Genomic DNA, 26,150 nt, shown 5'->3' with positions numbered 1-26,150 from the left:
AATGTTACCCATCGCATCACTGGATATTGCGACCCTTCACACCGCCTACCAACAGGGTGAGCTTACCCCCGCTGCGTTAATCGACGAGCTGCTGGCCCAAGCTGAAAGCCACGGCAAAGAGCCCGCCTGGATTACTCGTTTAACGCGAGAGCAACTGGAGCCTTACCTACAGCGCTTGGAAGGCGAATCACCAGACACACTGCCGCTTTACGGCATTCCCTTTGCGATGAAAGACAATATCGACTTGGCGGGAATTCCCACCACGGCAGGTAGCCCGGCGTATGCCTATACGCCAACCGAAAATGCTTTTGTGGTGCAGCAGTTGATCGGTGCGGGCGCGATCCCGATGGGTAAAACCAACCTGGATCAATTTGCCACTGGTCTGGTGGGTGAACGAGCGCTGGATGTATACGGTACGCCTGCTAATGCCTTCGATCCTAAGCTGGTACCCGGCGGCTCCAGCAGCGGTTCGGCGGTGGTCACTGCGGCGGGGATGGTCAGCTTTGCGCTGGGCACCGATACCGCTGGTTCTGGGCGCGTGCCCGCCTGCTTCCATAACCTTTACGGGGTCAAGCCAAGCCTGGGGCTGCTTAGCACCCGAGGCGTAGTACCTGCCTGCGCGACGCTAGACACCATTAGCCTGTTTACCTTCACTGCCGACGATGCCGCTAAAGTGCTCGGCATTACCGCTGCCTATGATGATCAGTGCGCTTGGTCGCGGAAGCATGACTTTGCTGTGCACGGTAAACGCTATGGCAAAGCCCCTGCGGCGTTCCGCTTCGGCGTGCCGCTGGAATCCCAGTGGCAAACCGATGAGGCGTATACCAAGGGAATGCACCACGCGATTGCCGAACTGGAAGCTCTCGGCGGTGAGAAAGTCGAGTTGGACTGCTCGCCATTACTCGCAGCAGCACGCCTGCTTTACGAAGGCCCTTGGGTGGCGGAACGCTACCATGTTATTCGCGAGTTGATGCAATCACATCCTGACGCTATCCACCCGGTAACGTTTGAAATTACCCAAGGCGGCGCTACACCACTGGCCGTGGACGCCTTCGATGCGCGCTATAAGCTCGCCGAATTTAAGCGCCAAGCCGACGCGTTAATCGCTAACGTCGATATCATGCTTTCGCCCACCACAGTCACGCACCCAAGCAAGGCCGAAGTAGCGGCGGACCCCATCGGCGTTAACTCCCGCCTGGGCACCTGGACTAACTTTATGAACCTGCTCGACTACAGTGCTCTGGCCGTGCCTGTAGGCTTTAGCGAGCGCGATTTACCAGTGGGCGTGACACTGTTTGGGCCGGTGTTTGCTGACTTAACGCTGCTCTCCCTCGCCCGTGCCATAGAAGCCCGCTTAATGCTGCCGTTAGGTGCCACAGGCGTTGCCCATCCGGCGTTATCTGAGCCCTTAACCAATGCCCAAGACGGCACCATGGAGCTGGTAGTGTGCGGTGCACACCTGCAAGGACTGCCGCTTAACCACCAATTGACCGAACGCGGCGGCGTATTAGTGAGCACCACCCAAAGCGCGCCGCGCTATAAGCTGTTTGCCCTGGCAGGCGGGCCGCCCAAACGCCCAGCATTGCTACGCGACGAAAACGGCCAAGCCATTGAAGTGGAAGTGTGGCACCTGCCCATCGAAAGCGTGGGCAGCTTTTTAGCAGGCATTCCCGCCCCGCTCGGTTTAGGCCAAGTGGAGCTTGCCGACGGTAGCTGGAAGTGTGGCTTTATTTGCACCGCCGGAGCGCTTAATGAAGGTGGCGAAGCACAAGACATCAGCGAATTTGGCGGTTGGCGCGGATGGCTGGCGAGTCGTTCATAGCGCCAACATATCAGGCCCATCTAGTCGATGGGCTTTTAAGCGAAACAGATTTTTAACCTACGGCTCACGAACGAAACGCTCATACTTTTCTAATTGGGCCAGCGTACTGAGCCACCAGCTCATCCGCTGTGATTAGCAAAAAACCTTCAGCCTCTGCCTGGGCCACCAAAATCCGATCAAAGGGGTCTTTATGAATGCTAGGTAAATGAGCGACGTTAAGTGTATGCAGTGAACTGATGGGGAGTTCTAAATAGCCATTATCCACCAACCCTCTTCGCAATAAGTGCGGGTCAACTTGAAAATCAGGGCGCTGCAGGCTGTTCTTGATCACCACTTCCCAGATGCTGGCGGCGCTAAAGTAGAGCCTATTATTCTCGTCATTGATCAGCGATAGCGCATCCGCCGGGAGTTGCTCCGGTGACGCCGCTGCCCAGAGCAAAACATGCGTGTCCAGAAGCAGATTCACATCAGCCTCCAAACATCTCAGCTATTTCCTCCTGCCCCATCCGATCAAAGTCATTAGGCACTTTAAACTGGCCTGCCAAAAAACCTAGCCGCTTCTGCTGACCAGGCAGAGGGCTGTCAATCGCCGTTACCCGCGCCATCGGCTTACCCGCTTTGGCGATAATAAACCCCTCGCCCTCGGCAGCCCGCGCGACTAGCTGCGACAAGCGCGTTTTGGCTTCGTGTATGTTGATAGCTTCCATATGAAGTTCTCCCGAGAAACACGACTTAGTTCAATTAGTTTAGTTTATTCGAGATAGGCAATTTTGCAATGCCTTACCTCCACTGAAAAAAAACAGTGCGACGTGTTGCGACATTTGATCAGGTTACGGCCCCCAGATCATAAAGGTACCGTTTTCTGCTAAAGTTATAGTGCTAACGATTTCTGACGTTGAATTAGCCTCAATGTCAGGCTTTCCACTCAGCAGGAGGCCAACACGTTATGTCGTCACCCCTCTCATCAAAATCGGGCGCTATCGTCCTTCTGATAGCCTCACTCGCCGGGCTTGCAATCGCTCTATATGCCTATTTCACACCACTTACCGGGGTCACGGGAACACTCGGGGCACTGGTTGCCATTGTGGCCTGTTGCGTTCTTGCGGTGATGGCGCTATTGCTCATGAAAGTCAAAACACGCGGGGCCTCCCTCACACTGAGAGGGCTTATTCTGCTAGGGCTCGCCGGTACATTTTTCGCCGCAATGCTGCTCCATCAGTGGTGGATTGGCGTTGCCATGGTGCTCGGCCTGATCGGTTTGATTGTGGACATGGTTCGCCCAGCGCCTCACGCACGCCTCACTCACAACTAAGGAGCTGCCCATGCCAACTTTATTATCCGCCCCGAGCACTCCGTTTAAATTTGTCACATCGGGCTTAGGCGCGATTACCGCTCTGGCTATTTGCTTTACGCCCTTGCCGCTACTCGCTCAGGAGCCGTCAGTAGATACACAGCAACCCACTGCTCAAGAACAGTCAGGTGAACAGGCATCGCCAGGGGAGCAAGAGAACGACACACCGGAAGAATCGACTAGCGCCGCCCCCATTCCGCTGGTGCCTGGAGAGCCGACCTGGGACAGTTTTCATGGTCAGCTCAACGCCCAGAAATATAGCCCGCTTGATCAGATTAATGCCCACAACGTTGGCGAATTGGAAAAAGTCTGGGAAGTGCATACCGGCGATGTAGCGGATGGTTCAGGTGATTTACCAGCGACCGTTTGGTCTGCCACTCCGGTGTTTGCCAACGACACGCTGTATATCGGCACCCCCTTCTACCGGATTCTGGCCCTAGACCCCGCGAATGGCGAAGAGAAATGGAGCTTCGATACGCAGTCCTCTCTCGAAGCGCTGACCCAGCCCGCCCTGAAGAATCGCGGTGTGGCTTATTGGGAAGCGGATACCCCGGAAGCAGGCGAGCCCTGCCAAAAGATCATCTACATGGGCACCATGGATGCGCAACTGTTCGCGGTCGATGCCGATAGCGGTGAACAGTGCGCAAACTTTGCCGATAACGGCGTGTTGGACGTCAACCAGTGGAATGACACCAATGAAAAATGGCCGTTGTCGCTGCTACAGCCACCCACTGTGGTGGGCGACCATCTAATTCTTGGCTGGGCAGGCATGGACTGGGCCTATGAAGAGGCTCCCCCTGGCACCGTATTTTCAATCAATGCCCGCACCGGCGAGCTCGAATGGACGTTCCAGGCGCTGTCTGATGAGATGCGCGAGCAGAGCGGCACCGCCAATGTCTGGACGCATATGTCCGCCGATGAAGAGCTTGGCCTAGTCTATTTACCGGTCTCCTCCCCTTCACCGAACTACTGGGGCGGTAACCGCAGCGAAGAAGTGCCGCTAGGCACATCGACCACCGCGGTGGATATCGAGACCGGCGAAGTGGCTTGGTCGCGGCAGTGGGTTCACCACGATATTTGGGATTACGACATTAACGCAGCCCCAACGCTGATGGACATTACCGTCGATGGCGAAGAGATCCCGGCGCTGATTCAGGCGACCAAAATGGGCTTTCTGTTTGTGGTCAATCGAGAAACCGGTGAAGATGTTTGGCCGATTGAGGAGCGCCCAGTACCCAGCGGCGACGGTAGTGTTGAGGGCGAAGTCTATGCGCCGACTCAACCCTTCCCCACCAAACCCGCGCCACTGTTAGATCAGTCCGAGAAACCCAACGTCTGGGCGCTGGCTGATGCGGTTAGCTTTGGGGAGTGCTCTGCACTGTGGGACGATCTCAGCTATGAAGGCATGTACACCCCACCGACGACCCAAGGCGAAGGCACCCTTGGCTTTCCCATCAGCGCGGGTGGCGTTCAGTGGGGCGGCGTAGCCTTCGACCCCGAAAGCCAGACAGCGATCGTCAATACCTCGCACATTGTGCAGTACATAAAACTCTATAATCGCGAAGATTATGACAAAGCGGATAGCGGATCCGGCAATGAAAGCGGTTTTGCCCCACAGGAAGGCGCGCCCTATGGGATGCGTTTAGAGGTCGCGCTCAATCGGTTGGGCATGCCCTGCTGGGAACCACCCTTTGGTGAGCTTGTTGCCCTCGACATGACGACAGGTGATATCAAATGGCGTCGTCCCATCGGCGCATCGCAACAGTACGGTTTCTATATGCCAGAGAGTTGGGGCTCGCCCACCATTGGCGGCCCAGCGGTAACCGCTGGCGACGTTATCTTTATTGGCGCTTCCATGGATGCCAAGGTGCGTGCCTACTCGCTGGAAACCGGTGAGGAGCTGTGGTCAGATCAGACCGAAGCCCCCTCCGTCTCGAACCCTGCTGTCTACGAGTACAACGGTCGCCAATACGTCGCCTTTGTTTCCGGTGGCAACAGCATCTTGAAAGATCAGGTAGGTGATCAGGTTGCCGTTTATGCCTTGCCGGAATAACGCTTGCGGTTGATCAATAGAAAACAAACGGGGCGGCCTTAAGGCCGCCCCGTTTATGTTACATCCCATCTTCTTAGTTAGTCTCGTCGACTTGCCTTGGAGTACGTTTGGCTAACGCATGGTTAGCAGTTTTAAAACATACCCGCATCAACGGCACTAGCAGCCACAGCAGCGGCGTCAACAGCCAGCGATAGGCAAATCGCGCCACTATCAGCACCGGCAGTAGCACAACCAGCCAAATAAGAAACTGGCCCAACCATACCGGCCAGCCTAGCCAGGTAGAAAGGTTGGCGCCCAGCGCGCTAACTAGGCTTGGGTGGCGAACCACCACATAGGCGGTGCCCGCTACCGCTGCAATCTTGGCCATACGCGGCAGAGTCGCAAAACGCCCGCTGGTGGCAACAACTCCCTGGCGCAAGCCAACACGAGCGCCCTGGGCTTCAACGCTCCCTACCCGCGCAGCACGAGCGGCCTTGCCCGCCCGCAGCACCTTAACGGTGCTGGCCATGACCAGTAGATCGACACCGGCCCAGCCCAAATCGGCTGCGCCAATAGCGTCGCCCCGCCGCCACTGGCTTTCGAGATCGCGCAGGCCGCTGGTAAAGAAATCGCCAACGCCCGAGACCAGCCGTTCGCCCTGTAGCCACTCCACGTCGCCTTGTTCACTGACTACAAACTGGTTGAGCAGCGCGTGACCATTGGCATCCAGCAGCGCAATACCCATCTGCCCGCGGCGGTAAGGGGTGAGCGCCGAATCCGCGTCGCCCTCTTCATCGCTCCACCAATGACTAAGCTGCTGATAGCGCTCACCAACCCAGTGCTGCGCCCTTAGCGTCGCTACATCGTGGCTGCGAAAGTAGCTGATAGGCAGTACGGCGTCGGCGCCAAAGCGCACCAGCACCTGCTGAAACTGAGGCGATAAACCGTACTCCACCAGCACATCGCGGGCTATATCACCATGGCGTAACATCGCCAGCGAAGCGCTCATCCACAGCGCCTGATCGGCGGCGTAGCTGAGAAAAAGCGCGTTGAGCTCTGGCGACTCCTGCTTAAGCGATGCCTCTAGAGCGGGCAGCGCCCGCTGAGCTTCCAGGCGTACCAGCTTGGACTCAAACGGCTCGTGGGAAGCCACGGCTGATGCTAACCCAGCCAGCACTAACGCGATTAACACTATGATCTGCCAGGGCCGCATCGCTTTCCACCTTGTTATGTTGGCAATCGACTACTAGCCCAACGTCTCCGCCGTCACGTTCGCCGCCGCAGGCTGGGTGGAGTGGTGGCGATTGATCGCGCTAAGGACGCCTTTCATGGAGGCACTGGTAATGCTCTCATCGGTGCCTACACCAAACACCGCTTTGCCATCGATGCGCACTTCGACATAGGCAATAGCTTCAGCGTCGGCGCCCTGGCCACGGGCGTGCTCGTGGTAGTCGATGATTTCCACATCGTGCCCAGCGGCGGCCAACGCTTTAATAAAGGCCGCTAGCGGGCCGTTGCCCTCACCAGTAAGCGTTTGCCGCTCACCGTTTTGTTCGACCACGGCATCCAAGGTGATTTTAGGGCTGTCGGGCTCCGACGACAAACGATGGCTCACTAGCGCGAAAGGTGAGCGCTGCTCTAAATACTCATCGGCAAAGGCCTGATAAATCATCTGCGAGGTAATTTCTTTACCGGTGCGCTCAGCCACTTCCTGCACCACCTGGCTAAACTCGATGGAGAGCCGACGAGGTAGCTCAATACCGTGTTCCTGCTCTAGCAGGTAAGACACCCCGCCTTTGCCCGACTGGCTGTTAACCCGGATCACAGCTTCATAGCTGCGGCCCACGTCCAGCGGGTCGATGGGCAAATAAGGGACGTCCCAAACGGCATCAGGATTTGCGCGCCGATCCGCCATGCCTTTTTTGATCGCGTCCTGGTGGGAGCCAGAGAAGGCGGTAAACACCAAATCGCCCACATAGGGGTGACGGGGATGGACCGGTAGCTGATTGCAGTACTCCACTTCACGCATGATGGGAGTGATATTGGAGAAATCGAGCGCAGGGTGAACGCCCTGAGTGTACATATTCATTGCCAGAGTAACGATATCCACATTGCCAGTACGCTCGCCGTTACCAAAGAGAGTACCCTCAACCCGGTCGGCCCCAGCCATCAGCGTTAACTCGGCTGCCGCTACGCCGGTGCCGCGGTCGTTATGGGGGTGAACGCTGACGATCAGATGATCACGGTTTTTGACGTGGCGGCAGAACCACTCAATTTGATCGGCATAGTTATTCGGCGTGGCAACTTCTACCGTGGCCGGGAGGTTCACGATCATGCGCTTATCAGCGCTGGAACCATAAGCCGCCATGACCGCTTCGACGATCTCAACGGCAAAATCCATCTCGGTAGTGGTGAACAGCTCAGGCGAGTATTGAAACGTCCAGTTAGTTTCCGGTGCAGCGTCCATCTGCGCGCGTATCTGCTGGGTCGCCTCTACGGCGATTTGCACGCACTCAGGCTTATCGACGTTAAACACCACCCGGCGAAACATGGGATCAGTGGCGTTATAAACGTGGACAATGGCGTTCTTGGCGCCTTTCAAGGCTTCAAAGGTGCGTTCAATCAAGTGCGGGCGCGCCTGGGTCAGCACCTGAATGGTCACATCCTCAGGGATTTTATCCTGCTCAATCAGCGAGCGCACAAAGTCGAAGTCCGTTTGCGATGCTGACGGAAACCCTACCTCTATCTGTTTAAAACCAACGCTGAGTAGCATGTCGAATAAGCGCTGTTTACGCTCCTGATCCATAGGGTCGATCAGCGATTGATTGCCGTCGCGCAGGTCAACACTGCACCAGATAGGCGCTGATTCAATGCGCTGGCTCGGCCACTGACGGTCCGGTAGATCAACGGCCACAAAGGGGCGGTACTTTTTGGCAGGATCAGTCAACATCATGGCGGCTCTCCTAAAATCAGTCAGTTGTGGGTTTGTCAGTGTGCTTTACCGCCCGCGTCATTCTGGTGTGTGGGGGCTGTCGAGTAGGCTTGAGCGAGGGCTGACTCCATGCGGTCAAGCTGTGCTTTCAGCCCGCGAACATCATTGCGTAGCGACTGCAGCTCGGCTTCTTCGCCTTCGCCGTTGTCCAGCGCCATTTGCGCGCTCTCTTTCTGCATCACATCCAGCACAATACCAATCATCATATTGAGAAAGATAAAGGCATTCAAAAAGATAAAGGTTAAAAAATAGATCCAGGCATAGGGATAAACCTCCATGGCCGGATAGAGCACCGCAGTGGCCCAGCTCTCAAACGTCGCCACCTGAAATAGCGTCAGCATGGCCAGGGAGATGTTACCCCATAGGCCCTCGTCGACATTGTGGAACAGAAAACTGCCAATGGCGGCGTAAATATAGAAGATGATAAACATCAGCAGGACCACATAGCCCATCCGCGGCACCGATTTCACCAAAGCGCTAAGGAGCATCTGTAGTTCAGGTATCATTGATACCAAGCGGAGTACCCGGAAAATACGCAGCAGCCGTGCCAGCAGCACCATTTCCGAGTCGTCCATGGGAATTAGGCTGGCGGTGACAATCAGGAAGTCAAAAACATTCCAGCCCTTTTTAAAAAAGCTAAGCAGGCTGCGTTCTGCGGCCATTCTGATTAAAATCTCAATCAGGAAAAAAATCGTCACTGCGATATCGAGATAGAGCAGCCACTGCTCAACCTGGGAAGTTTCGTCGTAGGTCTTGGCCCCTATCACCAGGGCGGAAAGGACGATAATGGCAATCACCACCGCTTCAAAAAACTTATTCGAGCGCAGCTTTTCAAAACGGGACTGCCAGGTAGTAAAGGAGTTACTCATGTAACAAAAAATCTCTTAACGGTTAATCCGCACACTTTATACTAAAATTACACACCTGCTACACAAGTGATATCCTGTTGTTTCACTTGATGTATCCTACGCCACCAGAACGCCTCTATAGGCGCCCTGTCGGTACTCTTTTGTTTAGACGCTGGATGACCCCATGACACTGCTTTGGATAGCCTTATTGCCTCTGCTAGGCGTACTGGTGCCGGCACTCACCGCACAGCGCGGGCGCGGTTTCTGCTCACTTGCGACGGCTGTGCTGCCGGCGACTGCCTTAGTAATGACGCTACTCAACGTGCCGGCTCTGCTAGACGGCGAGCAGCTGCGTTTTTCGGCCACCTGGATGCCTGAACTGGCACTGAACCTAGCGTTTCGCCTGGATGGACTGTCGCTACTGTTCAACCTGCTGATACTCGGCATTGGCCTGTTGATTATTCTCTATGCACACTACTATTTAGCCAAAGATGAACCCTATGGCCGATTCTACGCCTTCCTGATGCTTTTTATGGCGTCAATGGTGGGTATTTCAATATCAGACAACCTGATACTGCTTTGGCTGTTTTGGGAATTAACCAGTCTGTCATCTTTTCTGTTAATTGGCTTTTGGTCCTACCGCAGCGACGCTCGCAAAGGCGCACGTATGGCGCTAACCGTAACGGGCGCAGGCGGCCTGGCACTGTTGGCAGGCTTACTGCTACTGGGCGATATGGCAGGCAGCTTCAACATGGGCGATGTATTGGCCAGCGGAGACGTTATTCTTGCCGACCCGCGCTATCCGCTTATGTTGGGGTTAGTCCTGTTGGGTGCCTTTACCAAATCAGCCCAGTTCCCGTTTCATTTTTGGTTACCTCATGCCATGGCGGCCCCCACGCCGGTATCAGCCTATCTACACTCGGCCACCATGGTGAAAGCAGGCATTTTCCTGATGGCACGGCTACACCCCGCTATTGCGGGCAGCGAGCTATGGAGCGTGGTGGTCTCGTTGGTGGGTATCATCACCATGCTTTATGGCGCCTGGTTTGCGCTGATGAAAACCGACCTCAAGGGCATTTTGGCGTTCTCCACCGTTAGTCATTTAGGCTTGATCACCGTGCTGTTGGGCATCGGTAGCCCCATGGCCATTTTGGCTGCCCTGTTTCACATTCTGAATCACGCCACCTTTAAAGCCGCCCTGTTTATGAGTGCCGGCATTATCGATCACGAAACCGGCACTCGGGAGTTGAAGCAGTTGGGGGGGCTGAGAAAAGCCATGCCTGTGACGGCGCTACTGACCACCCTGGCTGCGGCAGCAATGGCGGGCGTACCGCTATTTAATGGCTTCTTATCCAAAGAGATGTTCTTCACCGAGGCGCTGGCGACACCCGTTTTAGGTGGCCTAAGCTGGTTATTACCCGCATTAGCGGCGCTTGGCGGCATTCTTTCCGTGGCCTATTCACTGCGTTTAGCACACGCCGTTTTCTTTAAACCCGCCCGTGAAGCCCCTCCGAAATCTCCTCACGAGCCGCCACACCTCATGCGGTTGCCGGTAGAAATATTGGTAGTCCTGTGCGTGGTAGTGGGCCTGTTCCCGGCCTTTATGGCAACAGGCTTACTTGAACTCGCCAGCCAAGCGGTGATCGGTAGTCCGCTCGATTTCCACCTGGCTATCTGGCACGGCGTAAATCTGCCACTCATCATGAGTTTGCTCGCCTTCATAGTGGGTATTGCACTCTATTGGCGCCATGCCGAGGTGCGTCGATTTACCCAGCAGTTTGCCGGAGTGGATGCTCGGCGCGTGTTTGAACGTATTCTTGTTTCCATGGGCTATCGCGCCGAGCAGCTTATCGCCGCGCTTGAAGGCAATTCGCTACAGCGCTATGTGGGCTGGCTGTGGCTGGGCGCACTAGTCATGGGTGGGATCGGTCTGGTCCAGATCACCGACTTAACGGGAGCTGCTGGCAATCAAGAGCTGGATGGTATCCTTATACTTGGGGCGGGGATGTTGATGTTTGGCGGCGTAGCCACTGCTGCCACTCACCGCTACCGGCTGATTTCACTGCTGATGCTATCGGTCGTCGGGCTATTTGTGGCGCTCACCTTTGCCCGCTTCTCAGCACCCGATTTAGCGCTGACACAGCTTTCGGTGGAAGTGGTGACCATGATTCTGCTGATGCTGGCGCTGTTTTTCCTGCCGCAGAAGACCCCACGGGAATCCAGCCCACTGCGCAACGTTCGCGATATGCTGCTGGCAGGCACGCTAGGCTTGGTGATTGCCAGCCTTAACTACGCGGTCATGACCCGCGAGACGCTGTCGATTTCCAGTTTCTTTGTGGAGAACAGCAAGCCCGGTGGTGGCGGCTACAATGTGGTCAACGTGATTCTGGTCGATTTCCGGGGATTTGACACCCTAGGTGAAATCACCGTACTGGCCATCGCTGGCCTGGCGATCTTTAAGCTACTCAACCGCTTACGCCTGTTTATGCCGCACAGTGACGGCGAAGGCCGGGTATGGTCACCTGACCGCTACCCAGCGGTACTCACGTCAATTTCAATGACGCTGCTGCCACTGGCACTGTTGGTATCTGCCTTTATCTTCCTGCGCGGCCATAATCAGCCTGGGGGTGGCTTTATCGCCGGGTTGATTACTGCGGTCGCCTTGATCCTGCTGTACATGGCCCGGGGTGTGGCGTGGGCGCAAGAACGTTTGGACTTCCCGTTCCAACCGGTAGCCGTCATTGGGGTGGCGATAGCCACTCTAACCGGGCTGGGTAGTTGGCTATTCGGCCATCCGTTCTTAACTTCGGCCTTCGGTTACTTCTCGCTACCACTGATCGGTACCTTTGAACTTGCCACCGCGTTGCTCTTTGACCTGGGCGTTTATTTAGCGGTAGTGGGTGCCACGCTGATGATTCTTGCCAATCTGGGCAAGGTCACCACCGCCCACCGCCCGGTTACTGAAGCTTCAGAAAAAGATGCCGACGCCAGCGCGGCAACGCCCTCTGCCAAGGAGCCTCGCTAATGGAACTGCTCTATGCGATGACCACCGGTGTATTGACCGCCTGTGGCCTGTACTTGACGTTGCGAGGCCGCACCTTTCCAGTAGTGGTGGGCCTTACGCTGCTCTCTTACGCCGTGAATCTATTCCTGTTTTCGATGGGCGGCTTAACCACTGATGGCCCCGCTATTGTGTCTGAGGGAACTGACTACGCCGACCCGCTCCCCCAGGCGCTGGTGCTCACTGCCATTGTGATCGGCTTTGCGATGACGGCCTTTGTGGTGATCCTGGCGATGCGGGCGCGTAGTGAAGTGGGTAACGACCACGTCGACGGTAAAAAGGAAGACCGAGAATGATGCAGCACCTGATTGTTTTTCCTGTTGTTCTACCGTTAGTGGCGGGCATCTTACTGCTCTATCAACGCCAAGGACTGGTGCGCTATAAGCGTATTGTCAGCGTTGCCGCCACTGCGCTACTGCTGCTGGTAGCGATTGGCTTGTTACGCCAAGCCGCTAGCGGTGAAATCACTTACTACGCACTCGGTGACTGGCAAGCCCCGTTTGGCATCGTACTGGTACTTGATCGCCTCTCGGCGTTAATGCTGCTGCTGACCGCTGTATTAGCCGTTGGCGCAGTGGTCTTTGCCTGTGCGGGTGACGACGAAAAAGGCAGTAACTTCCACGGCCTTTTTCAGTGGCAGTTGCTGGGCATTAATGGGGCTTTTTTAACCGGCGATTTGTTCAACCTGTTCGTCTTCTTTGAAGTACTGCTGCTAGCTTCTTACGCCCTGCTACTGCACGGTGGCGGCAAAGCGCGCATTCAGGCAAGCGTCCACTATGTGGTGCTCAACCTGGCGGGCTCTTCGCTGTTTCTGATTGCGGTGGGAATTCTCTACGGCGCCACGGGCACGCTGAATATGGCCGATATGGCCATCCGGGTCGCTGACCTACCGACAGAACGCGACGGTTTAGTGACCGCCGGTGCACTAATGCTGCTGGTGGTGTTTGGGTTAAAAGCGGCGATTCTACCGCTCTACTTTTGGCTGCCCAAGGCCTACGCCTCCGCCCCGGCCCCGGTGGCTGCACTGTTTGCGATTATGACCAAAGTGGGGATTTACGCCATTCTGCGCGTTTACTCACTTATTTTTGGCGATAGCGCTGGCGGCTTGGAGGCGCTGGAGCAGCCCTGGGTATGGTGGCTATCGCTCGGCACTCTGGCAGCCGCAGGCGTTGGGGTAATGGCCGCGCGAGATCTGCGCTTGCTGGTGGCTTACCTGGTGTTGGTGTCGGTGGGCACGCTGCTGGCAGGTATTGGCATGCGCTCACCTCAGGCGGTCTCTGCGCTACTCTATTACCTGATCCACACCACGCTAATCACTGGTGGTCTATTCCTGCTAGCGGAAATGATTGGCCTACAACGCGGTAAAGCAGGCACCCGTTTGGTCAAGGGTCGCCCTATGGTGCAAGGCGCCGTACTCGCCATGCTGTTTTTTGTCGGCGCTATCGCCGTCGCGGGCATTCCACCGTTTTCCGGCGCTTTCGGCAAGGCGTTGATGCTTAATGCCGCCGAGGGCACCCAGCGCTTATGGCTCTGGCCACTACTGCTGCTGACCAGCCTGGCCTCGCTGATCGCCCTCTCCCGGGCTGGCTCTACGCTATTTTGGCGTAGCCACCGGGGCACCACCAGCGGTAGCTCACTACCCGCTTGCCAGTGGTTTGGGGTTATCTGGCTGCTGAGCGCAGCGCCGCTATTAGTCGCACTTGCAGGGCCTGTGAGCGGCTACACTCAAGCCACAGCTGAGCAATTAGCCAACCCCCAGGTGCTGATTCGCACGCTACTACCTGATGCTGGAGATGCCCAATGATCGCCCCGCGTTCCTGGCTACCCACGCCTGTATTATCGCTACTTTTGCTGGTCGTGTGGCTGCTGTTAGTACGCAGCTACGCCTTTGGACAATTCGTGTTGGGCGGCTCGTTAGCTATCCTGATTCCCCTGCTGACCCACCGCTTTTGGGATGCACGGCCTCTGATCGCTAAGCCTTTCGCCCTACTGCGGTTTATCTTCCGGGTACTGGGAGACATTATCACCGCCAACTTTGAAGTGGCTTATTTGATCGCCAACCCCTGGCGCAAACTAAAGCCTCACTTTATCGAATACCCGCTAATGCTCGAAGAGCGCTTCACCATCACGTTACTCGCCAGCACCATCAGCCTGACACCGGGTACCGTGTCGGCCAATCTGCGTATGGATGGTAAGTCACTGCTGATTCACGCCTTAAATGTCGACGATGAAGAGGCGCTGATTAACCAGATTCGTGAGCGCTACGAACGCCCGCTCAAGGAGATTTACGAATGCTGAGCATTGCGCTTTATATCACCTTAGCGCTGGTGGTGATGGCACTGTTGATGAACCTATATCGGCTGACCATCGGCCCTAGCCTGCCCGACCGAGTACTGGCTCTAGACACCATGTACGTCAACTCGATTGCACTCATTGTGTTGTTAGGGCTGTGGCTGAACAGCAAAACCTACTTCGAGTCGGCGCTGCTGATCGCGATGCTAGGTTTTATCAGCACCGTGGCGGTATGCAAATATATTCTACGCGGAGACATCATCGAATGATTAACATGAACTATCGAATGATGAATCTAGGTCAGGGGGAGCTATGTCAGTAATCATTGAAGCGCTTATTTCACTGCTGCTGATCGCTGGCGGTATCTTCGTTTTCATCGGTTCGCTGGGGATGGCGCACCTGCGCGATTTCTATATGCGTCTGCATGGCCCTACCAAGGCCACCACCTTGGGCATCGGCTGCATGCTGATCGCTTCAATGCTGTATTTCTGGAGCATTGACGGCAAACCGGATGCTCAAGAGCTGCTGATTACGCTATTCCTGTTTATTACCGCCCCCGTCAGCGCCCACCTGTTGGCCAAGTCAGGCCTGCACCTGCGCTTAAAACACGCTGATAAAACCCAGGGTAAGCCGGTAGAGCTGCGCCCTGAGGAAGTAGGCGACAAACCAGTACCGCATCCGGATAAAGGTCATGGCTAAAAACGAATAGAGGCACTAAAAAATATAAAACAAGGCGGCGCCCAGTGGCACCGCCTTTTTTTACGGCGTTAAATCCTGCTGATGGTAGCCCAGCAGATAGAGCACACCGTCAAGACCCACCGACGATATCGCTTGGCGTGCCTGGGCACGTACCAGAGGTTTGGCGCGAAACGCGACCCCCATCCCCGCTTTGGCAAGCATTTTTAGATCGTTGGCGCCGTCACCCACCGCAATCGTTTGACCCAGGCTAAAACCTTCCCGCAAAGCAATGGACTCTAATAGTGCGGCTTTGCGTTCGGCATCGACAATCGGTTCGCTAACTGCGCCTGTGACCTTGCCCTCCTCGATGATCAGCTCATTAGCATGTATCTCGTCAAAACCCAGCTTTTCCTGCAAGTGAAGAGCAAAGTAGGTAAAGCCGCCAGAGAGAATTGCGGTTCGATAGCCCAAGCGTTTTAGATTGACCATCAGCCGTTCAACGCCGTCCATCAGCGGAAGCTCCGCAGCGATTTCCGCCAGCACCGACTCATCCAAACCGCCCAGCTTACTCATCCGCTCGCGGAAACTTGCTTTAAAATCAAGTTCGCCGCGCATGGCCCGCTCGGTGACTTCTGCGACCTCTTCACCAACGCCATGGCGGCGCGCCAGTTCGTCAATCACTTCGGCTTTGATCAGCGTGGAGTCCATGTCGAAACAGACCAAACGGGGCTGAACGTGATCTCGCGTATCTGCTTGGATAACAATATCCACGCCCAGGGTTTCGCTCAGTACCAGTGCGGCATTGCGCACGGCCTCAACATCTACCTCGCCTACCAGACGCTGCTCAACACAGTCGATACTCTCGCCCTGCTGTATATCAGCAAGGCGCTGGGTGCTCTTTTGCTGTAGACCAAATTGCACGATAAGCGCGTCTATCTGAGCCTGAATATCCGCGGTGAGTCGCGGCGCTAAAACGGTTAGGATCAAGTCACCGTTTGCCATCACTTAACTCCTACCATTATTTATTCCCCTGCCTCTAAACGGTCAACTTTTTGGAAGCCGCGGGGCAGCTTGCTGCCGCGTCGGCCACGCTCGCCACGATAATAGGCCAGATCGTCGGCTTTTAGGGTTAGCTTGCGCTTACCGGCATGAATCATTAGTGCATCGTTAGACGCCAGCACGGTAAGACCGCAGACAAACTCTTCTCTGCGCGCAGCCCTTGGGCCGGGTATATCGAGCATTTTATTGCCTTTGCCTTTGGACATCTCAGGCAGTTGATCTAGCGGGAACAGCAGCAGTCGGCCTTCGTTTGAAACCGAGGCCACCCACAACTCGTCGCCCTCAGGCACTTCAACCGGCGCCATCACATTGCAGCCTTTGGGCAGGCTAAGCACCGCTTTACCGGCTTTATTTTTACCGGTGAGCGTATCAAGGCGCGCCACAAAGCCATAGCCACCGTCGGTAGCGAGCACAAAGCGGCGTTCGGGCGGCGCAAACATCAGCCCCGCCATTTTTGCCCCGGCGGCGACATTAGCACGCCCGGTAACCGGCTCACCCTGGCCCCGGGCACTGGGCAGGTTATGCGCCGATAGCGTATAGGCACGCCCGGTGTCATCCAACAACACCAGCGGTTGGTTGGTTTTACCTTTGGCCGCTAGCTGGAAGCTATCCCCAGCTTTGTAGGAGAGCCCTTCGGGATCAATATCATGCCCTTTGGCGGCACGAATCCAGCCTTTGTCCGACAACACCACGGTAATCGGGTCAGCGCCCAACAGCTCCACTTCAGACAGCGCTTTGGACTCTTCACGTTCCACCAGTGGTGAACGGCGTTCGTCGCCGTGCTCTTTACCCGCGGCGCGAATCTCTTTTTCGATCAGGGTGGTGAGCTTGGCTTCGCTGCCTAGCAGGCCTTCTAAATACTTGCGCTCTTTTTCCAGTTCGTCCTGCTCTCCGCGAATTTTCATCTCTTCGAGCTTGGCAAGGTGACGCAGGCGCAGCTCTAGAATCGCTTCCGCTTGACGCTCGGAGAGACTAAAAGTCGCGATCAGCGAGGCTTTCGGGTCATCCTCTTCACGGATGATGCGGATCACTTCGTCCAGATCGAGGTAGGCGATCAGCAGGCCTTCCAGGATATGCAGGCGGTCTTCGACTTTACCCAGGCGGTGCTCTAACCGGCGGCGCACTGTGCTGCGTCGGAACTGCAGCCACTCGCCCAGCATTTCGGGCAGCGGCATCACCCGTGGGCGCCCATCCAGGCCGATCACGTTCATGTTCACCCGCACGTTCTTTTCCAAGTCGGTGGTAGCGAACAGGTGCGCCATCAACGACTCAACGTCAATGCGGTTGGAGCGTGGCTCAATGACCAGGCGCGTTGGCTCTTCGTGGGTCGACTCATCGCGCAGGTCGGCCACCATGGGCAGCTTTTTGGCCTGCATTTGCGCGGCAATCTGCTCCAGCACCTTGGCGCCGCTGACCTGATACGGCACAGCGGTGATAACAATATTGGCTTCTTCGCGGATATAGCGCGCGCGCAGCTTGACCGAGCCACGGCCGGATTCGTAGAGCTTACGCAGATCCGCGGGCGGGGTAATAATTTCCGCATCGGTGGGGAAGTCCGGCGCGGGCACGAATTCCATCAAATCGGTGGTGGTGGCCTTGGGGTTGCGCAACAGGTGGCAGGTGGCTTCGACGATTTCCGAGACGTTATGGGGTGGAATATCGGTAGCCATGCCCACGGCAATCCCAGTGCCGCCGTTAAGCAGCACATGGGGGAGCTTGGCAGGTAGAACCAGTGGCTCCTGCATGGTGCCATCGAAATTAGGCGCCCAGTCAACGGTGCCTTGGCCCAGTTCGCCGAGCAGCACTTCGGCAAACTTGGAAAGTTTGGCCTCGGTGTAACGCATGGCGGCGAAGGATTTAGGGTCGTCGGGGCTACCCCAGTTGCCCTGGCCGTCAACCAGCGGATAGCGGTAGCTAAATGGCTGCGCCATCAGCACCATGGCTTCGTAGCAGGCGCTATCGCCATGGGGGTGGAACTTACCCAGTACGTCACCGACGGTACGCGCCGACTTTTTGTACTTGGCGTTAGCGTGCAGCGCCAGCTCGCGCATGGCGTAAATGATTCGCCGCTGCACGGGTTTCATGCCGTCGCCGATATTGGGTAAGGCGCGGTCGAGAATGACGTACATCGAGTAGTCGAGGTACGCTTTTTCAGTGTAGTCGCGCAGGGAGAGACGTTCGACGTCGCCCTCCGCTACTTGAATATCCATGTCGATTATATCCTACCTTGACAACAAAACCGCCCCAGTCGGGGCGGCTGATAAGCGGACGCGCGGCCACTTAACATGGCTCGCTATGTTAATTGATACCTTTCGTTTGGTGCCTTCGTCTCGTGTGACAGTGCAGCCGCTTGAGAACTGCCATGAAACTCATCAAGCAATCCTTTCAAGCGCTGGGCCTGGAGCGACAGCTCATTGGCAGCACCAGCGGCCTGGCTGACCAAGCCAGCGTTCTGTTGAGTTACCGTATCCATTTGGGTAACCGCCCGGTTGATCTCGTCAATGCCGTTAGTCTGCTCGCCAGACGCTTGGCTGATTTCACTGATCCGTGCGGTCACCTCTTCAATCGCCACCACTATGTCTTTCATGGCAGATTCAGCTGCCTGAGCATAGCCACTACCGGTCGCAATCTGCTCAGAAGTGGTTTTAATCAGCCCATTAATGTTTCTGGCAGAGGCAGCACTGCGTGACGCCAGCTCGCGAACTTCGCTAGCCACCACAGCGAACCCACGGCCATGCTCACCCGCACGCGCTGCCTCAACTGAGGCGTTTAGCGCCAATATATTGGTTTGGAAAGCAATATTCTCAATCACACTAACAATGGTAGACACTTCACCGGAGCTTTCGTTGATCGCCTCCATGGATTGCGCCAGCCGCGATACCTGTTCACCACCTTGCTTAACTTTTTCCGCTGACTCTTTCGCTCGCTGATCCGCCTCTTGGGCGTTGTCAGCGTTGCGCTTCACCGTCGCGGCCATCTCTTCCATCGTGGAAGAGGTCTCTTGCAAAGAAGCCGCCTGCTGCTCGGTGCGGCTAGAAAGCTCGGTATTGCCCGCGGCAATTTCCGTCGATTCACTGGCGATAGCATCAGCTACGCTGCGCACGTCGCCGAACAGATGCTGCAGTTTATCCGAGTAGCGGTTTACAGCGCTGCGTAGCTCGCCAATTTCATCGTCGCGATAAATAGTCAGCTCACGGCTAGAGCCACCCTGCCCTAACTGATCAATCTGCAGCGTGGTACTGCGAATTTGCCGCAACAGGATGCGTCCACCCCACCAACCCAGTGCAAGCAACAGCGCTAACAGGGGCAGAATGACAACCAGCAAATCACGCGTTAAGGTTCGCGCCAGCGCCGTCACTTCTTCTTGCGGCGTCATTAACCCAAGCGTCCAACCGGTATCCTGCATATCAAACAAGCGCACCGAGGCGGGAGCATCCAGCACTCCTGCTGTCTCAACGCTGATTTCGTCGCGCCCTTCATTGAGGCCATCAATAACGGGCTGCAACCAAGGCATATTGCTGGTTAAATTCGCTAAGCCCTGCATTTCATCCGTTTCCAGGTCAGCACCTGGGAAATGAATTACATTACCCGCACTATCAAGCACAAACGCATAGCCACCGGTAGCACCGCCGTTTTCGGTTAAGAACTCGGCAACACCTTCTAGCTGCATATCAATAGTGGCCACGCCCGCAAACTCATCATCAAGATAGTAAGGGACGCTACACGTCACCATTGCCACGCCCGTGGCAGGGTCACGATACGCCGTTGACCATACGCATTGCCCCGGTTCGGCACCACGGGCGCTGCTGTACCACTCTTCATCCTGATAAGGCGACATACCGGGGGCATTATAATCATCTAAAAACTCAAGCCCGCCTTGCTCGTTTCTTGCCCAGAAGAAACTAAAACGCTCAACCCCCTCTTCAAATGCATTGGGCTCTGGCCAGATGCCACCGCCAACAATGACGCTGTTACTATTGTCATCCACCACTCTTGGGAAGGCTTGCAAATAAAGTTCTTCTTCGCGAGGTAACGACTCAGCCAAGGCGGCAAGACTCGAGGTATTGCCTTCAACCCGCGATAACTGCGCGTCCAAAGCGTTGACTATCGAACCGCCTGTTCGATCCACCAACGACTGGCTTGCTTCAATCACCAGCGGTTGGCCACGCCACGCCATCACGGCGTAGATACTGGCGGCCATCAGTAGCATAAGTGCGAGTGCGGCCAGCGTTAGCTGCCTAGATATGGTTTTAAACAACGTTTTCCCCTTGAATGTGCGGTTTTTAGAGTTTGTAAGCCCTACATTCAACTATCGGCTAAAGCACGAGTTACTGTAACAACGCCTTGTTAACGCTTATCTATTTTATTTATACCTCGATATCAGCGAGGTTGCCGTAATCTTCCAGCCACTTTTTGCGATCACCGGCACGTTTTTTGGCCAGCAGCATATCCATCATTTCCATGGTGCCATCGCCATCGGTCAAGGTGAGCTGCACCAGGCGCCGGGTTTCCGTCGACATGGTGGTTTCACGCAGCTGCAGCGGGCTCATCTCCCCCAGGCCCTTGAAACGCTGCACATTAGGCGTGCCGCGCTTACTGGCCAGTTGCTTGAGAATGGCGGCTTTTTCGCTCTCATCCAGGGCGTAGTGCACTTCTTTACCCAGATCAATCCGGTAGAGGGGCGGCATCGCCACATAGACGTGGCCGGCATCGACCAAGCTCGGGAAATGGCGCACGAACAGCGCGCACAGCAGCGTGGCGATGTGCAGGCCGTCGGAGTCGGCATCGGCGAGAATACAGATCTTGTGGTAGCGCAGTTTTTCCAGATCAGCGCTGCCGGGGTCGGCGCCGATGGCCACGGCGATATCATGGACTTCCTGGGAGCCGTAGATATCGTGCGTTTCTACTTCCCAGGTATTCAGGATCTTACCGCGCAGCGGCAGTATCGCCTGCGTTTCGCGGTTGCGGGCCTGTTTGGCACTGCCGCCGGCAGAGTCCCCTTCGACCAAAAACAGCTCGCTTTGCGCGGGGTCTTGGCCGGAGCAGTCGGCCAGCTTACCGGGCAATGCCGGGCCGGACGTGACCTTTTTACGAGCGACCTTCTTGGCTTTTTTCTGGCGATTCTGCGCCGCGCTGATGACCAGTTCGGCAATCGCTTCGGCTTGATCCACATGATGGTTTAGCCATAGCGAGAAAGCGTCTTTAACCACGCCGGAAACAAAACCAGCAATCGTGCGCGATGAAAGCCGTTCTTTGGTTTGCCCGGCAAACTGTGGGTCGAGCATTTTTACCGAGAGCACAAAGGAAGTGCGCTCCCATAAATCATCGGCGGTGAGCTTGATGCCGCGGGGCAACAGGTTGCGGTATTCGCAGAACTCGCGCAGGGCATCCAAGAGCCCGGAACGGAAACCGTTGACGTGGGTGCCGCCCTGGGGGGTAGGAATTAGGTTAACGTAGCTCTCCAGCAGCGCTTCGCCGCCTTCGGGTAGCCACTGGATGGCCCAGTCCACGCCGTGTTCGTCGTCGCTAAAGTGGCCGACAAACGGCTCGGGGGGCAGCACTTCATAGCCATCGGTGGCTTCTACCAAATAGTCGCGTAGGCCGTCGGCGAACTCCCACTCAGTGGTGGTGCCCTCGGGCTCTACCAGCTTGACCTTGAGCCCAGGGCAAAGCACCGCTTTGGCACGCAGCAGGTGTTTGAGCCGCGTTAGCGCTAGTTTGGGACTATCGAAGTAGCTCTCATCGGGCCAGAAACGTACCAGGGTGCCACTCGTCCGCTTGGGCGCTTTACCAATTTCATGCAGCTCTTCGACTTTTTCACCGAACTCGAAGGCCATGGCATGGCGTGCACCGTCGCGGGTGACTTCGACATCCAGTCGGCGCGATAGCGCATTCACCACCGAAACACCGACACCGTGCAGGCCGCCGGAGAAGCGGTAGCTGGTGGAGGAGAACTTTCCTCCCGAGTGCAGTTTGGTAAAGATCAGCTCAACGCCGGATACCCCGTGCTCAGGGTGCAGGTCGATAGGCATGCCGCGGCCATTGTCCTGCACTTCGATCCCGCCGTCGCTATGCAGCACGACGTGGATCTCGGTGGCGTGGCCTGCTAGAGCCTCATCGACACTGTTATCAATGACTTCCTGGGCAAGGTGGTTGGGGCGAGTGGTGTCGGTATACATACCGGGACGCTTACGTACCGGCTCGAGGCCCGACAGGACTTCGATGGAACTCGCGCCGTACTGAGAGGCATCAAACTGGGTCATGTAACGTCGGTTCCCTGAAAAATCGTACTGGCAGCCATATTGAATGCTGAATCGAGTAATTGGCGGCTGGCAAAGAAGCACAGGATAGCGGAAAAGCAAAAAGCTGTATATCTAGCCATGCTTATTACCAGGGGCGCCGGGGACAGGACAGATCACTCTTGCTCCGCCGCCCAAAATGCCTCAATCAACCCACGGCTTGAGGCATCCATCCGCGATAGGTCTCCTTCACCGTCGATGATTTTCTGGGTATCGGTGGCAATCTGTTTACCCAACTCAACGCCCCATTGATCGAACGGGTTGATATCCCAAATCACCGCTTGAACAAATACCTTGTGCTCGTAAAGCGCAATGAGCGCCCCCAGCGTAGAGGGCGTCAGTTGATCAAGCAGCACCGTGGTGGAGGGCTGATTGCCCCGATAACGTTTATGCTCCGGTCGTGGGCCGTCATCTTCCAAAGCATCGTCACCGAGCATCAACACACGGGACTGGGCAAAGCAGTTAGCCAGCGCCAGGCGGTGCTGGGTTTTAAGGTGGCGACGGGTATCCGGGTCTTCCACCTCATCATAACGCTTGAGCGGCGCGATGAAATCGCATACTACCGGCTGGGTGCCTTGGTGCAGCAACTGGTAAAAAGCATGCTGGGCATTAGGGCCAAGCTGGCCCCAAAGTACCGGGCATGTGGAGTAGTTAACCGGCTGGCCTTGGCGGGTGACCGACTTGCCGTTGGACTCCATCTCAAGCTGTTCAAGGTAGGCGGCAAAATACTCCAATCGTCCATCGTAGGGCAGTATGGAGTGCGCGCGGATATCCAGAAAATTAACGTTCCAGATTCCTGCTAACGCTAGCAGCACGGGCAGGTTCTCCGACATTTCTGCCTTGGCGAAATGGTGATCCATGGCGTGCGCACCGGCTAAAAATTCGCGGAAATTCGCCATCCCCACCACCAGTGCAATCGGCAAGCCGATAGTGCCCCACAGCGAGTAGCGCCCGCCGACCCACTCCCAAAAAGTTAACTGATGGTCGTCCGCAATGCCCCACTCGGTCATTTTCTCGGGGCTCGCCGACACCCCGATAAAGTGCTGGCGAACAACTAACTCTGCGCTGATCGGCGTCGCGCCATGCTGAGTCAAACGACCCAGCAGCCACTCCCGGGCAGTGTTAGCGTTGGAGAGCGTATCAATGGTCGTGAATGATTTGGACGACAGCACAAAGATGGTGGTTTCAGGATTCAACCGACTCAGATAATCCGCTAACTGCGAGCCATCCATGGTGGAAGCAAAATGCACCTCAACCGGGTGAATATCTTTGGGACGGAAATCCGCCAACGCATGGGTGACCATCAAGGGTCCCAGATCTGAACCGCCAACGCCCAGATTCACCACATGGCGAATCGGCTTGCCGGTGGCACCGCGCCACTGCCCTGCGTGCAGCCGGCTCACCAAGCGCTCCATTTGGGCAAGGCTTTCGTGCACGGCAGCGACGATATCTTCACCTTCAACATCAAGCGAGGCATCGGCGGGCAAACGCAACGCTGTATGTAACGCCGGACGGTTTTCGCTAACATTCACTCGCTTACCGCTTAGCAGTGCCTCAATCGCCGAGGGCACCCCCGCTTCAGTCGCCAGCGTAAACAGATGCTCGAGCGTATCGTCATCCCAGCGCTGTTTGGAGAGATCCAGCGTCAAGCCCGCCACCTGGCGAGTAAAACTCTCCCAGCGCGAGGGCTCGGTGCCAAACAGCGTTTTTAGGTGAACGTGCTGCAGCGTTTCAGCGTGATGCTTTAACGTCTGCCACGCGGGTAACGTATCGGGGGTAGCGCTTGATGCTGAGGCCATGTGGCATCTCCAGTGGCGTCGTTCCATGCAAGGTCTGTTCTGGCGTACTGTTCTGACTTACGAAGGACGCGTAAACTACGCAGCCTCATTAACAATACCGGCTTGCCCATGAGTGATGCATCTTACCGTGACGCTATCTTTTCGACACCCCTTGACCGCGTAGCGCGGTTCTCTTTCGATGAGAAGGTCGTCGCATGCTTTCCTGATATGATCCGTCGATCAGTGCCTGGATACGGGCAAATTCTGGGCATGCTGAGTTTAATTGCCCAGCGCCACCTTCGCCACGGTGCCCATGTATATGACCTGGGCTGCTCCCTTGGCGCCTCCGGGCTTGCACTGGCGGGCGCGCTGCCGCCTGATGCTTTTCGCTACACAGGTGTCGATCTTTCCCCCGCCATGGTGACTCAGGCACGGCAAACCTTCGCTGACGAGTGCCCAGCGTACGCTATGCAGGTCGAAGAAGCCGACATTCGTACCCTAGAGTATGCGCCTTCGGGCATGATCATTCTCAATTTTACCCTACAGTTTCTACCCGCCGCTGACCGCGATGCGCTACTGGCGCGGCTTTATGCAGCACTGGAACCCGGCGGCGTGCTGATTCTTTCCGAGAAAACCGTCGATGCCGACGAGCGCGATAACGCCTGGCGGGTCGAACGCTACCACGACTTTAAGCGCGCCAATGGCTACAGCGATTTAGAAATCAGCCAAAAGCGCACTGCCCTGGAAAACGTGCTGGTACCGGACACACTGGACGCACTGCATGGGCGGCTAAAGCAGGCAGGCTTTCCGCGCTCAATGACTTGGTTCCAGTACCTCAACTTTGCCTCGCTGATTGCGTTTAAGGAGGGCTAAAGGTGGCACCGTTATCCGACGATCATCGCGCAATTTATCAGGCGTTTTTAGATCAAGCTACACTGGATGCCTCGCTAACACCCTGGCTAGCGAAGCTGCCTGAGCAGCTAGCTTATGGGCTTGACCGCAACCGCCACGGCGACTTGTCTGCCTGGGAAAAAGCTGTGGCCAAACTGCCCACGCTGCCCTCTGAGCGGCGCGTGGATTTAAACAGTGATACCGTCAGCGTTGAGCTCGACCTTAGCGATAGCCAGCAGCGCCAATGCTTTAACCTGCTTAGAAAGCTTGCCCCGTGGCGTAAAGGCCCTTTTCAGCTAGGCGGCATTTATATCGACACCGAGTGGCGCTCTGACTGGAAGTGGCAAAGAGTGGCGCCACACCTGGCACCGCTAAAATATCGCAAAGTGCTCGATGTGGGTGGCGGCAGCGGTTACCACGCTTGGCGGATGGCCGGGGCAGGGGCTGCTTTTGTGCTAATCATCGACCCTTCGCCACGTTTCTACTGGCAGTTTCAGGCAGTACGCCACTTTGTGGGTGATGCGGATGGCGGCAGAACGCAGTTTTTACCCGTGGGCATTGAAGATGTGCCTGAGAATCTGGGCTTTTTTGATACGGTATTTTCCATGGGCGTGCTCTATCACCGCCCTGCCCCGCTGGAACATCTTCAGCAGCTAAAAGCCGCCTTGGCACCGGACGGCGAGCTGGTGCTGGAGACCCTGGTAGTCGAAGGCGACGAACAGACCGTATTTGTGCCCGGCGAACGTTACGCCGCCATGCCCAACGTCTACTTCCTGCCCTCTTCTCAAGCGCTCTGCCACTGGCTGGAGCGCTGCGGTTTTACCAACGTGCGCGTGGTTGACGAAGCCGTTACCACGTTAGACGAGCAGCGATCGACGGAGTGGATGACTTACCAATCGTTGGCCGATTTTCTTGACCCGAACGATCGCAGCCGCACAATCGAAGGTTACCCAGCACCGCGGCGGGCGGTGATTTTGGCGAATAAGGCGGGGTAGATAACATGTCGCCCGCCCCAGCGGCAACTTCAAAATGGGGCTTAGCCGAAAG

At 56.2% G+C, this 26,150-nt stretch carries 21 protein-coding genes; 11 read left to right on the top strand and 10 right to left on the bottom strand.

Annotated features, from left to right (window positions below):
• Position 1 precedes the first annotated feature (1 nt).
• Entirely contained in the window at positions 2 to 1,822 is a 1,821-nt protein-coding gene (atzF, locus tag U738_RS05900) for an allophanate hydrolase (RefSeq protein ID WP_035578225.1), read from the top strand.
• Positions 1,823 to 1,901: 79 nt separating this feature from the next.
• Here the strand turns inward: atzF and U738_RS05895 are convergent, their stop codons facing one another.
• Entirely contained in the window at positions 1,902 to 2,288 is a 387-nt protein-coding gene (locus U738_RS05895) for a type II toxin-antitoxin system VapC family toxin (protein WP_035578224.1), read from the bottom strand.
• A gap of 1 nt (position 2,289) precedes the next feature.
• Positions 2,290 to 2,529: a type II toxin-antitoxin system Phd/YefM family antitoxin gene (locus U738_RS05890; RefSeq protein ID WP_035578222.1), complete on the bottom strand. Its 240-nt coding sequence runs from the start codon at positions 2,527 to 2,529 to the stop codon at positions 2,290 to 2,292.
• A gap of 239 nt (positions 2,530 to 2,768) precedes the next feature.
• On the opposite strand from U738_RS05890, the gene U738_RS05885 reads away from it, so the two are divergent.
• Positions 2,769 to 3,134 (top strand): hypothetical protein, encoded by a 366-nt coding sequence (locus U738_RS05885; RefSeq protein WP_035578221.1) that lies wholly within the window; start codon positions 2,769 to 2,771, stop codon positions 3,132 to 3,134.
• Positions 3,135 to 3,144: 10 nt separating this feature from the next.
• Positions 3,145 to 5,226, top strand: coding sequence for a pyrroloquinoline quinone-dependent dehydrogenase (locus U738_RS05880; protein WP_035578219.1), 2,082 nt, complete (start codon positions 3,145 to 3,147; stop codon positions 5,224 to 5,226).
• Positions 5,227 to 5,299: 73 nt separating this feature from the next.
• On the opposite strand, the gene U738_RS05875 is transcribed toward U738_RS05880, so the two are convergent.
• From U738_RS05875 to U738_RS05865, 3 genes are read right to left on the bottom strand one after another with little or no spacing between them, the layout of a single operon-like run.
• Entirely contained in the window at positions 5,300 to 6,418 is a 1,119-nt protein-coding gene (locus U738_RS05875) for a hypothetical protein (RefSeq protein WP_035578217.1), read from the bottom strand.
• Positions 6,419 to 6,451: 33 nt separating this feature from the next.
• Positions 6,452 to 8,158, bottom strand: coding sequence for a 2-isopropylmalate synthase (gene leuA / locus U738_RS05870; RefSeq protein ID WP_035578210.1), 1,707 nt, complete (start codon positions 8,156 to 8,158; stop codon positions 6,452 to 6,454).
• Between the two features lie 35 nt (positions 8,159 to 8,193).
• Positions 8,194 to 9,066 carry an ion transporter gene (locus U738_RS05865; RefSeq protein ID WP_035578209.1) on the bottom strand — a complete coding sequence of 291 codons (873 nt, stop codon included), beginning with the start codon at positions 9,064 to 9,066 and terminating at the stop codon, positions 8,194 to 8,196.
• A 163-nt stretch (positions 9,067 to 9,229) separates the two neighbouring features.
• Here U738_RS05865 and U738_RS05860 point away from each other — a divergent pair, with 163 nt between their 5' ends.
• Genes U738_RS05860 through U738_RS05835 form a run of 6 tightly spaced genes read left to right on the top strand, consistent with a single transcriptional unit; the run spans position 9,230 to position 15,097 of the window.
• Positions 9,230 to 12,070: a monovalent cation/H+ antiporter subunit A gene (locus U738_RS05860; RefSeq protein WP_035578207.1), complete on the top strand. Its 2,841-nt coding sequence runs from the start codon at positions 9,230 to 9,232 to the stop codon at positions 12,068 to 12,070.
• Positions 12,070 to 12,402, top strand: coding sequence for a Na+/H+ antiporter subunit C (locus U738_RS05855; protein ID WP_035578205.1), 333 nt, complete (start codon positions 12,070 to 12,072; stop codon positions 12,400 to 12,402). Before U738_RS05860 ends, U738_RS05855 begins: the two co-directional genes overlap by 1 nt.
• A complete protein-coding gene (locus U738_RS05850) occupies positions 12,399 to 13,910 on the top strand; it encodes a monovalent cation/H+ antiporter subunit D (protein ID WP_035578203.1) in 1,512 nt (503 codons plus the stop codon). The genes U738_RS05855 and U738_RS05850 overlap by 4 nt, the downstream gene beginning before the upstream one ends.
• Positions 13,907 to 14,404 (top strand): Na+/H+ antiporter subunit E, encoded by a 498-nt coding sequence (locus U738_RS05845; protein ID WP_035578201.1) that lies wholly within the window; start codon positions 13,907 to 13,909, stop codon positions 14,402 to 14,404. The genes U738_RS05850 and U738_RS05845 overlap by 4 nt, the downstream gene beginning before the upstream one ends.
• Entirely contained in the window at positions 14,398 to 14,667 is a 270-nt protein-coding gene (locus U738_RS05840) for a K+/H+ antiporter subunit F (protein WP_008958594.1), read from the top strand. The genes U738_RS05845 and U738_RS05840 overlap by 7 nt, the downstream gene beginning before the upstream one ends.
• Before the next feature lie 43 nt (positions 14,668 to 14,710).
• Complete coding sequence (locus tag U738_RS05835) at positions 14,711 to 15,097, top strand: Na+/H+ antiporter subunit G (RefSeq protein WP_035578198.1); 387 nt, start codon at positions 14,711 to 14,713, stop codon at positions 15,095 to 15,097.
• 60 nt (positions 15,098 to 15,157) lie between these two features.
• On the opposite strand, the gene serB is transcribed toward U738_RS05835, so the two are convergent.
• The 5 genes from serB to pgi all read right to left on the bottom strand — a co-directional run bounded on the left by serB (position 15,158) and on the right by pgi (position 24,233).
• Entirely contained in the window at positions 15,158 to 16,078 is a 921-nt protein-coding gene (gene serB / locus U738_RS05830; protein WP_035578196.1) for a phosphoserine phosphatase SerB, read from the bottom strand.
• Between the two features lie 20 nt (positions 16,079 to 16,098).
• Positions 16,099 to 18,345 (bottom strand): DNA topoisomerase IV subunit A, encoded by a 2,247-nt coding sequence (gene parC, locus U738_RS05825; protein ID WP_035578195.1) that lies wholly within the window; start codon positions 18,343 to 18,345, stop codon positions 16,099 to 16,101.
• Positions 18,346 to 18,428: 83 nt separating this feature from the next.
• Positions 18,429 to 20,393, bottom strand: coding sequence for a methyl-accepting chemotaxis protein (locus U738_RS05820; RefSeq protein ID WP_035578193.1), 1,965 nt, complete (start codon positions 20,391 to 20,393; stop codon positions 18,429 to 18,431).
• A 109-nt stretch (positions 20,394 to 20,502) separates the two neighbouring features.
• Positions 20,503 to 22,398: a DNA topoisomerase IV subunit B gene (parE, locus tag U738_RS05815; RefSeq protein WP_035578191.1), complete on the bottom strand. Its 1,896-nt coding sequence runs from the start codon at positions 22,396 to 22,398 to the stop codon at positions 20,503 to 20,505.
• 152 nt (positions 22,399 to 22,550) lie between these two features.
• A complete protein-coding gene (gene pgi, locus U738_RS05810) occupies positions 22,551 to 24,233 on the bottom strand; it encodes a glucose-6-phosphate isomerase (protein WP_035578189.1) in 1,683 nt (560 codons plus the stop codon).
• Positions 24,234 to 24,341: 108 nt separating this feature from the next.
• On the opposite strand from pgi, the gene cmoA reads away from it, so the two are divergent.
• Positions 24,342 to 25,085 carry a carboxy-S-adenosyl-L-methionine synthase CmoA gene (gene cmoA, locus U738_RS05805; RefSeq protein ID WP_035578187.1) on the top strand — a complete coding sequence of 248 codons (744 nt, stop codon included), beginning with the start codon at positions 24,342 to 24,344 and terminating at the stop codon, positions 25,083 to 25,085.
• A 2-nt stretch (positions 25,086 to 25,087) separates the two neighbouring features.
• Complete coding sequence (gene cmoB / locus U738_RS05800) at positions 25,088 to 26,098, top strand: tRNA 5-methoxyuridine(34)/uridine 5-oxyacetic acid(34) synthase CmoB (protein ID WP_035578185.1); 1,011 nt, start codon at positions 25,088 to 25,090, stop codon at positions 26,096 to 26,098.
• Positions 26,099 to 26,150: the final 52 nt, after the last annotated feature.

The sequence above is a fragment of the Halomonas sp. TG39a genome (assembly GCF_000744395.1).
Lineage (GTDB): Bacteria > Pseudomonadota > Gammaproteobacteria > Pseudomonadales > Halomonadaceae > Vreelandella > Vreelandella ventosae_B.
This window is presented reverse-complemented; position numbering and strand designations above follow the sequence as displayed.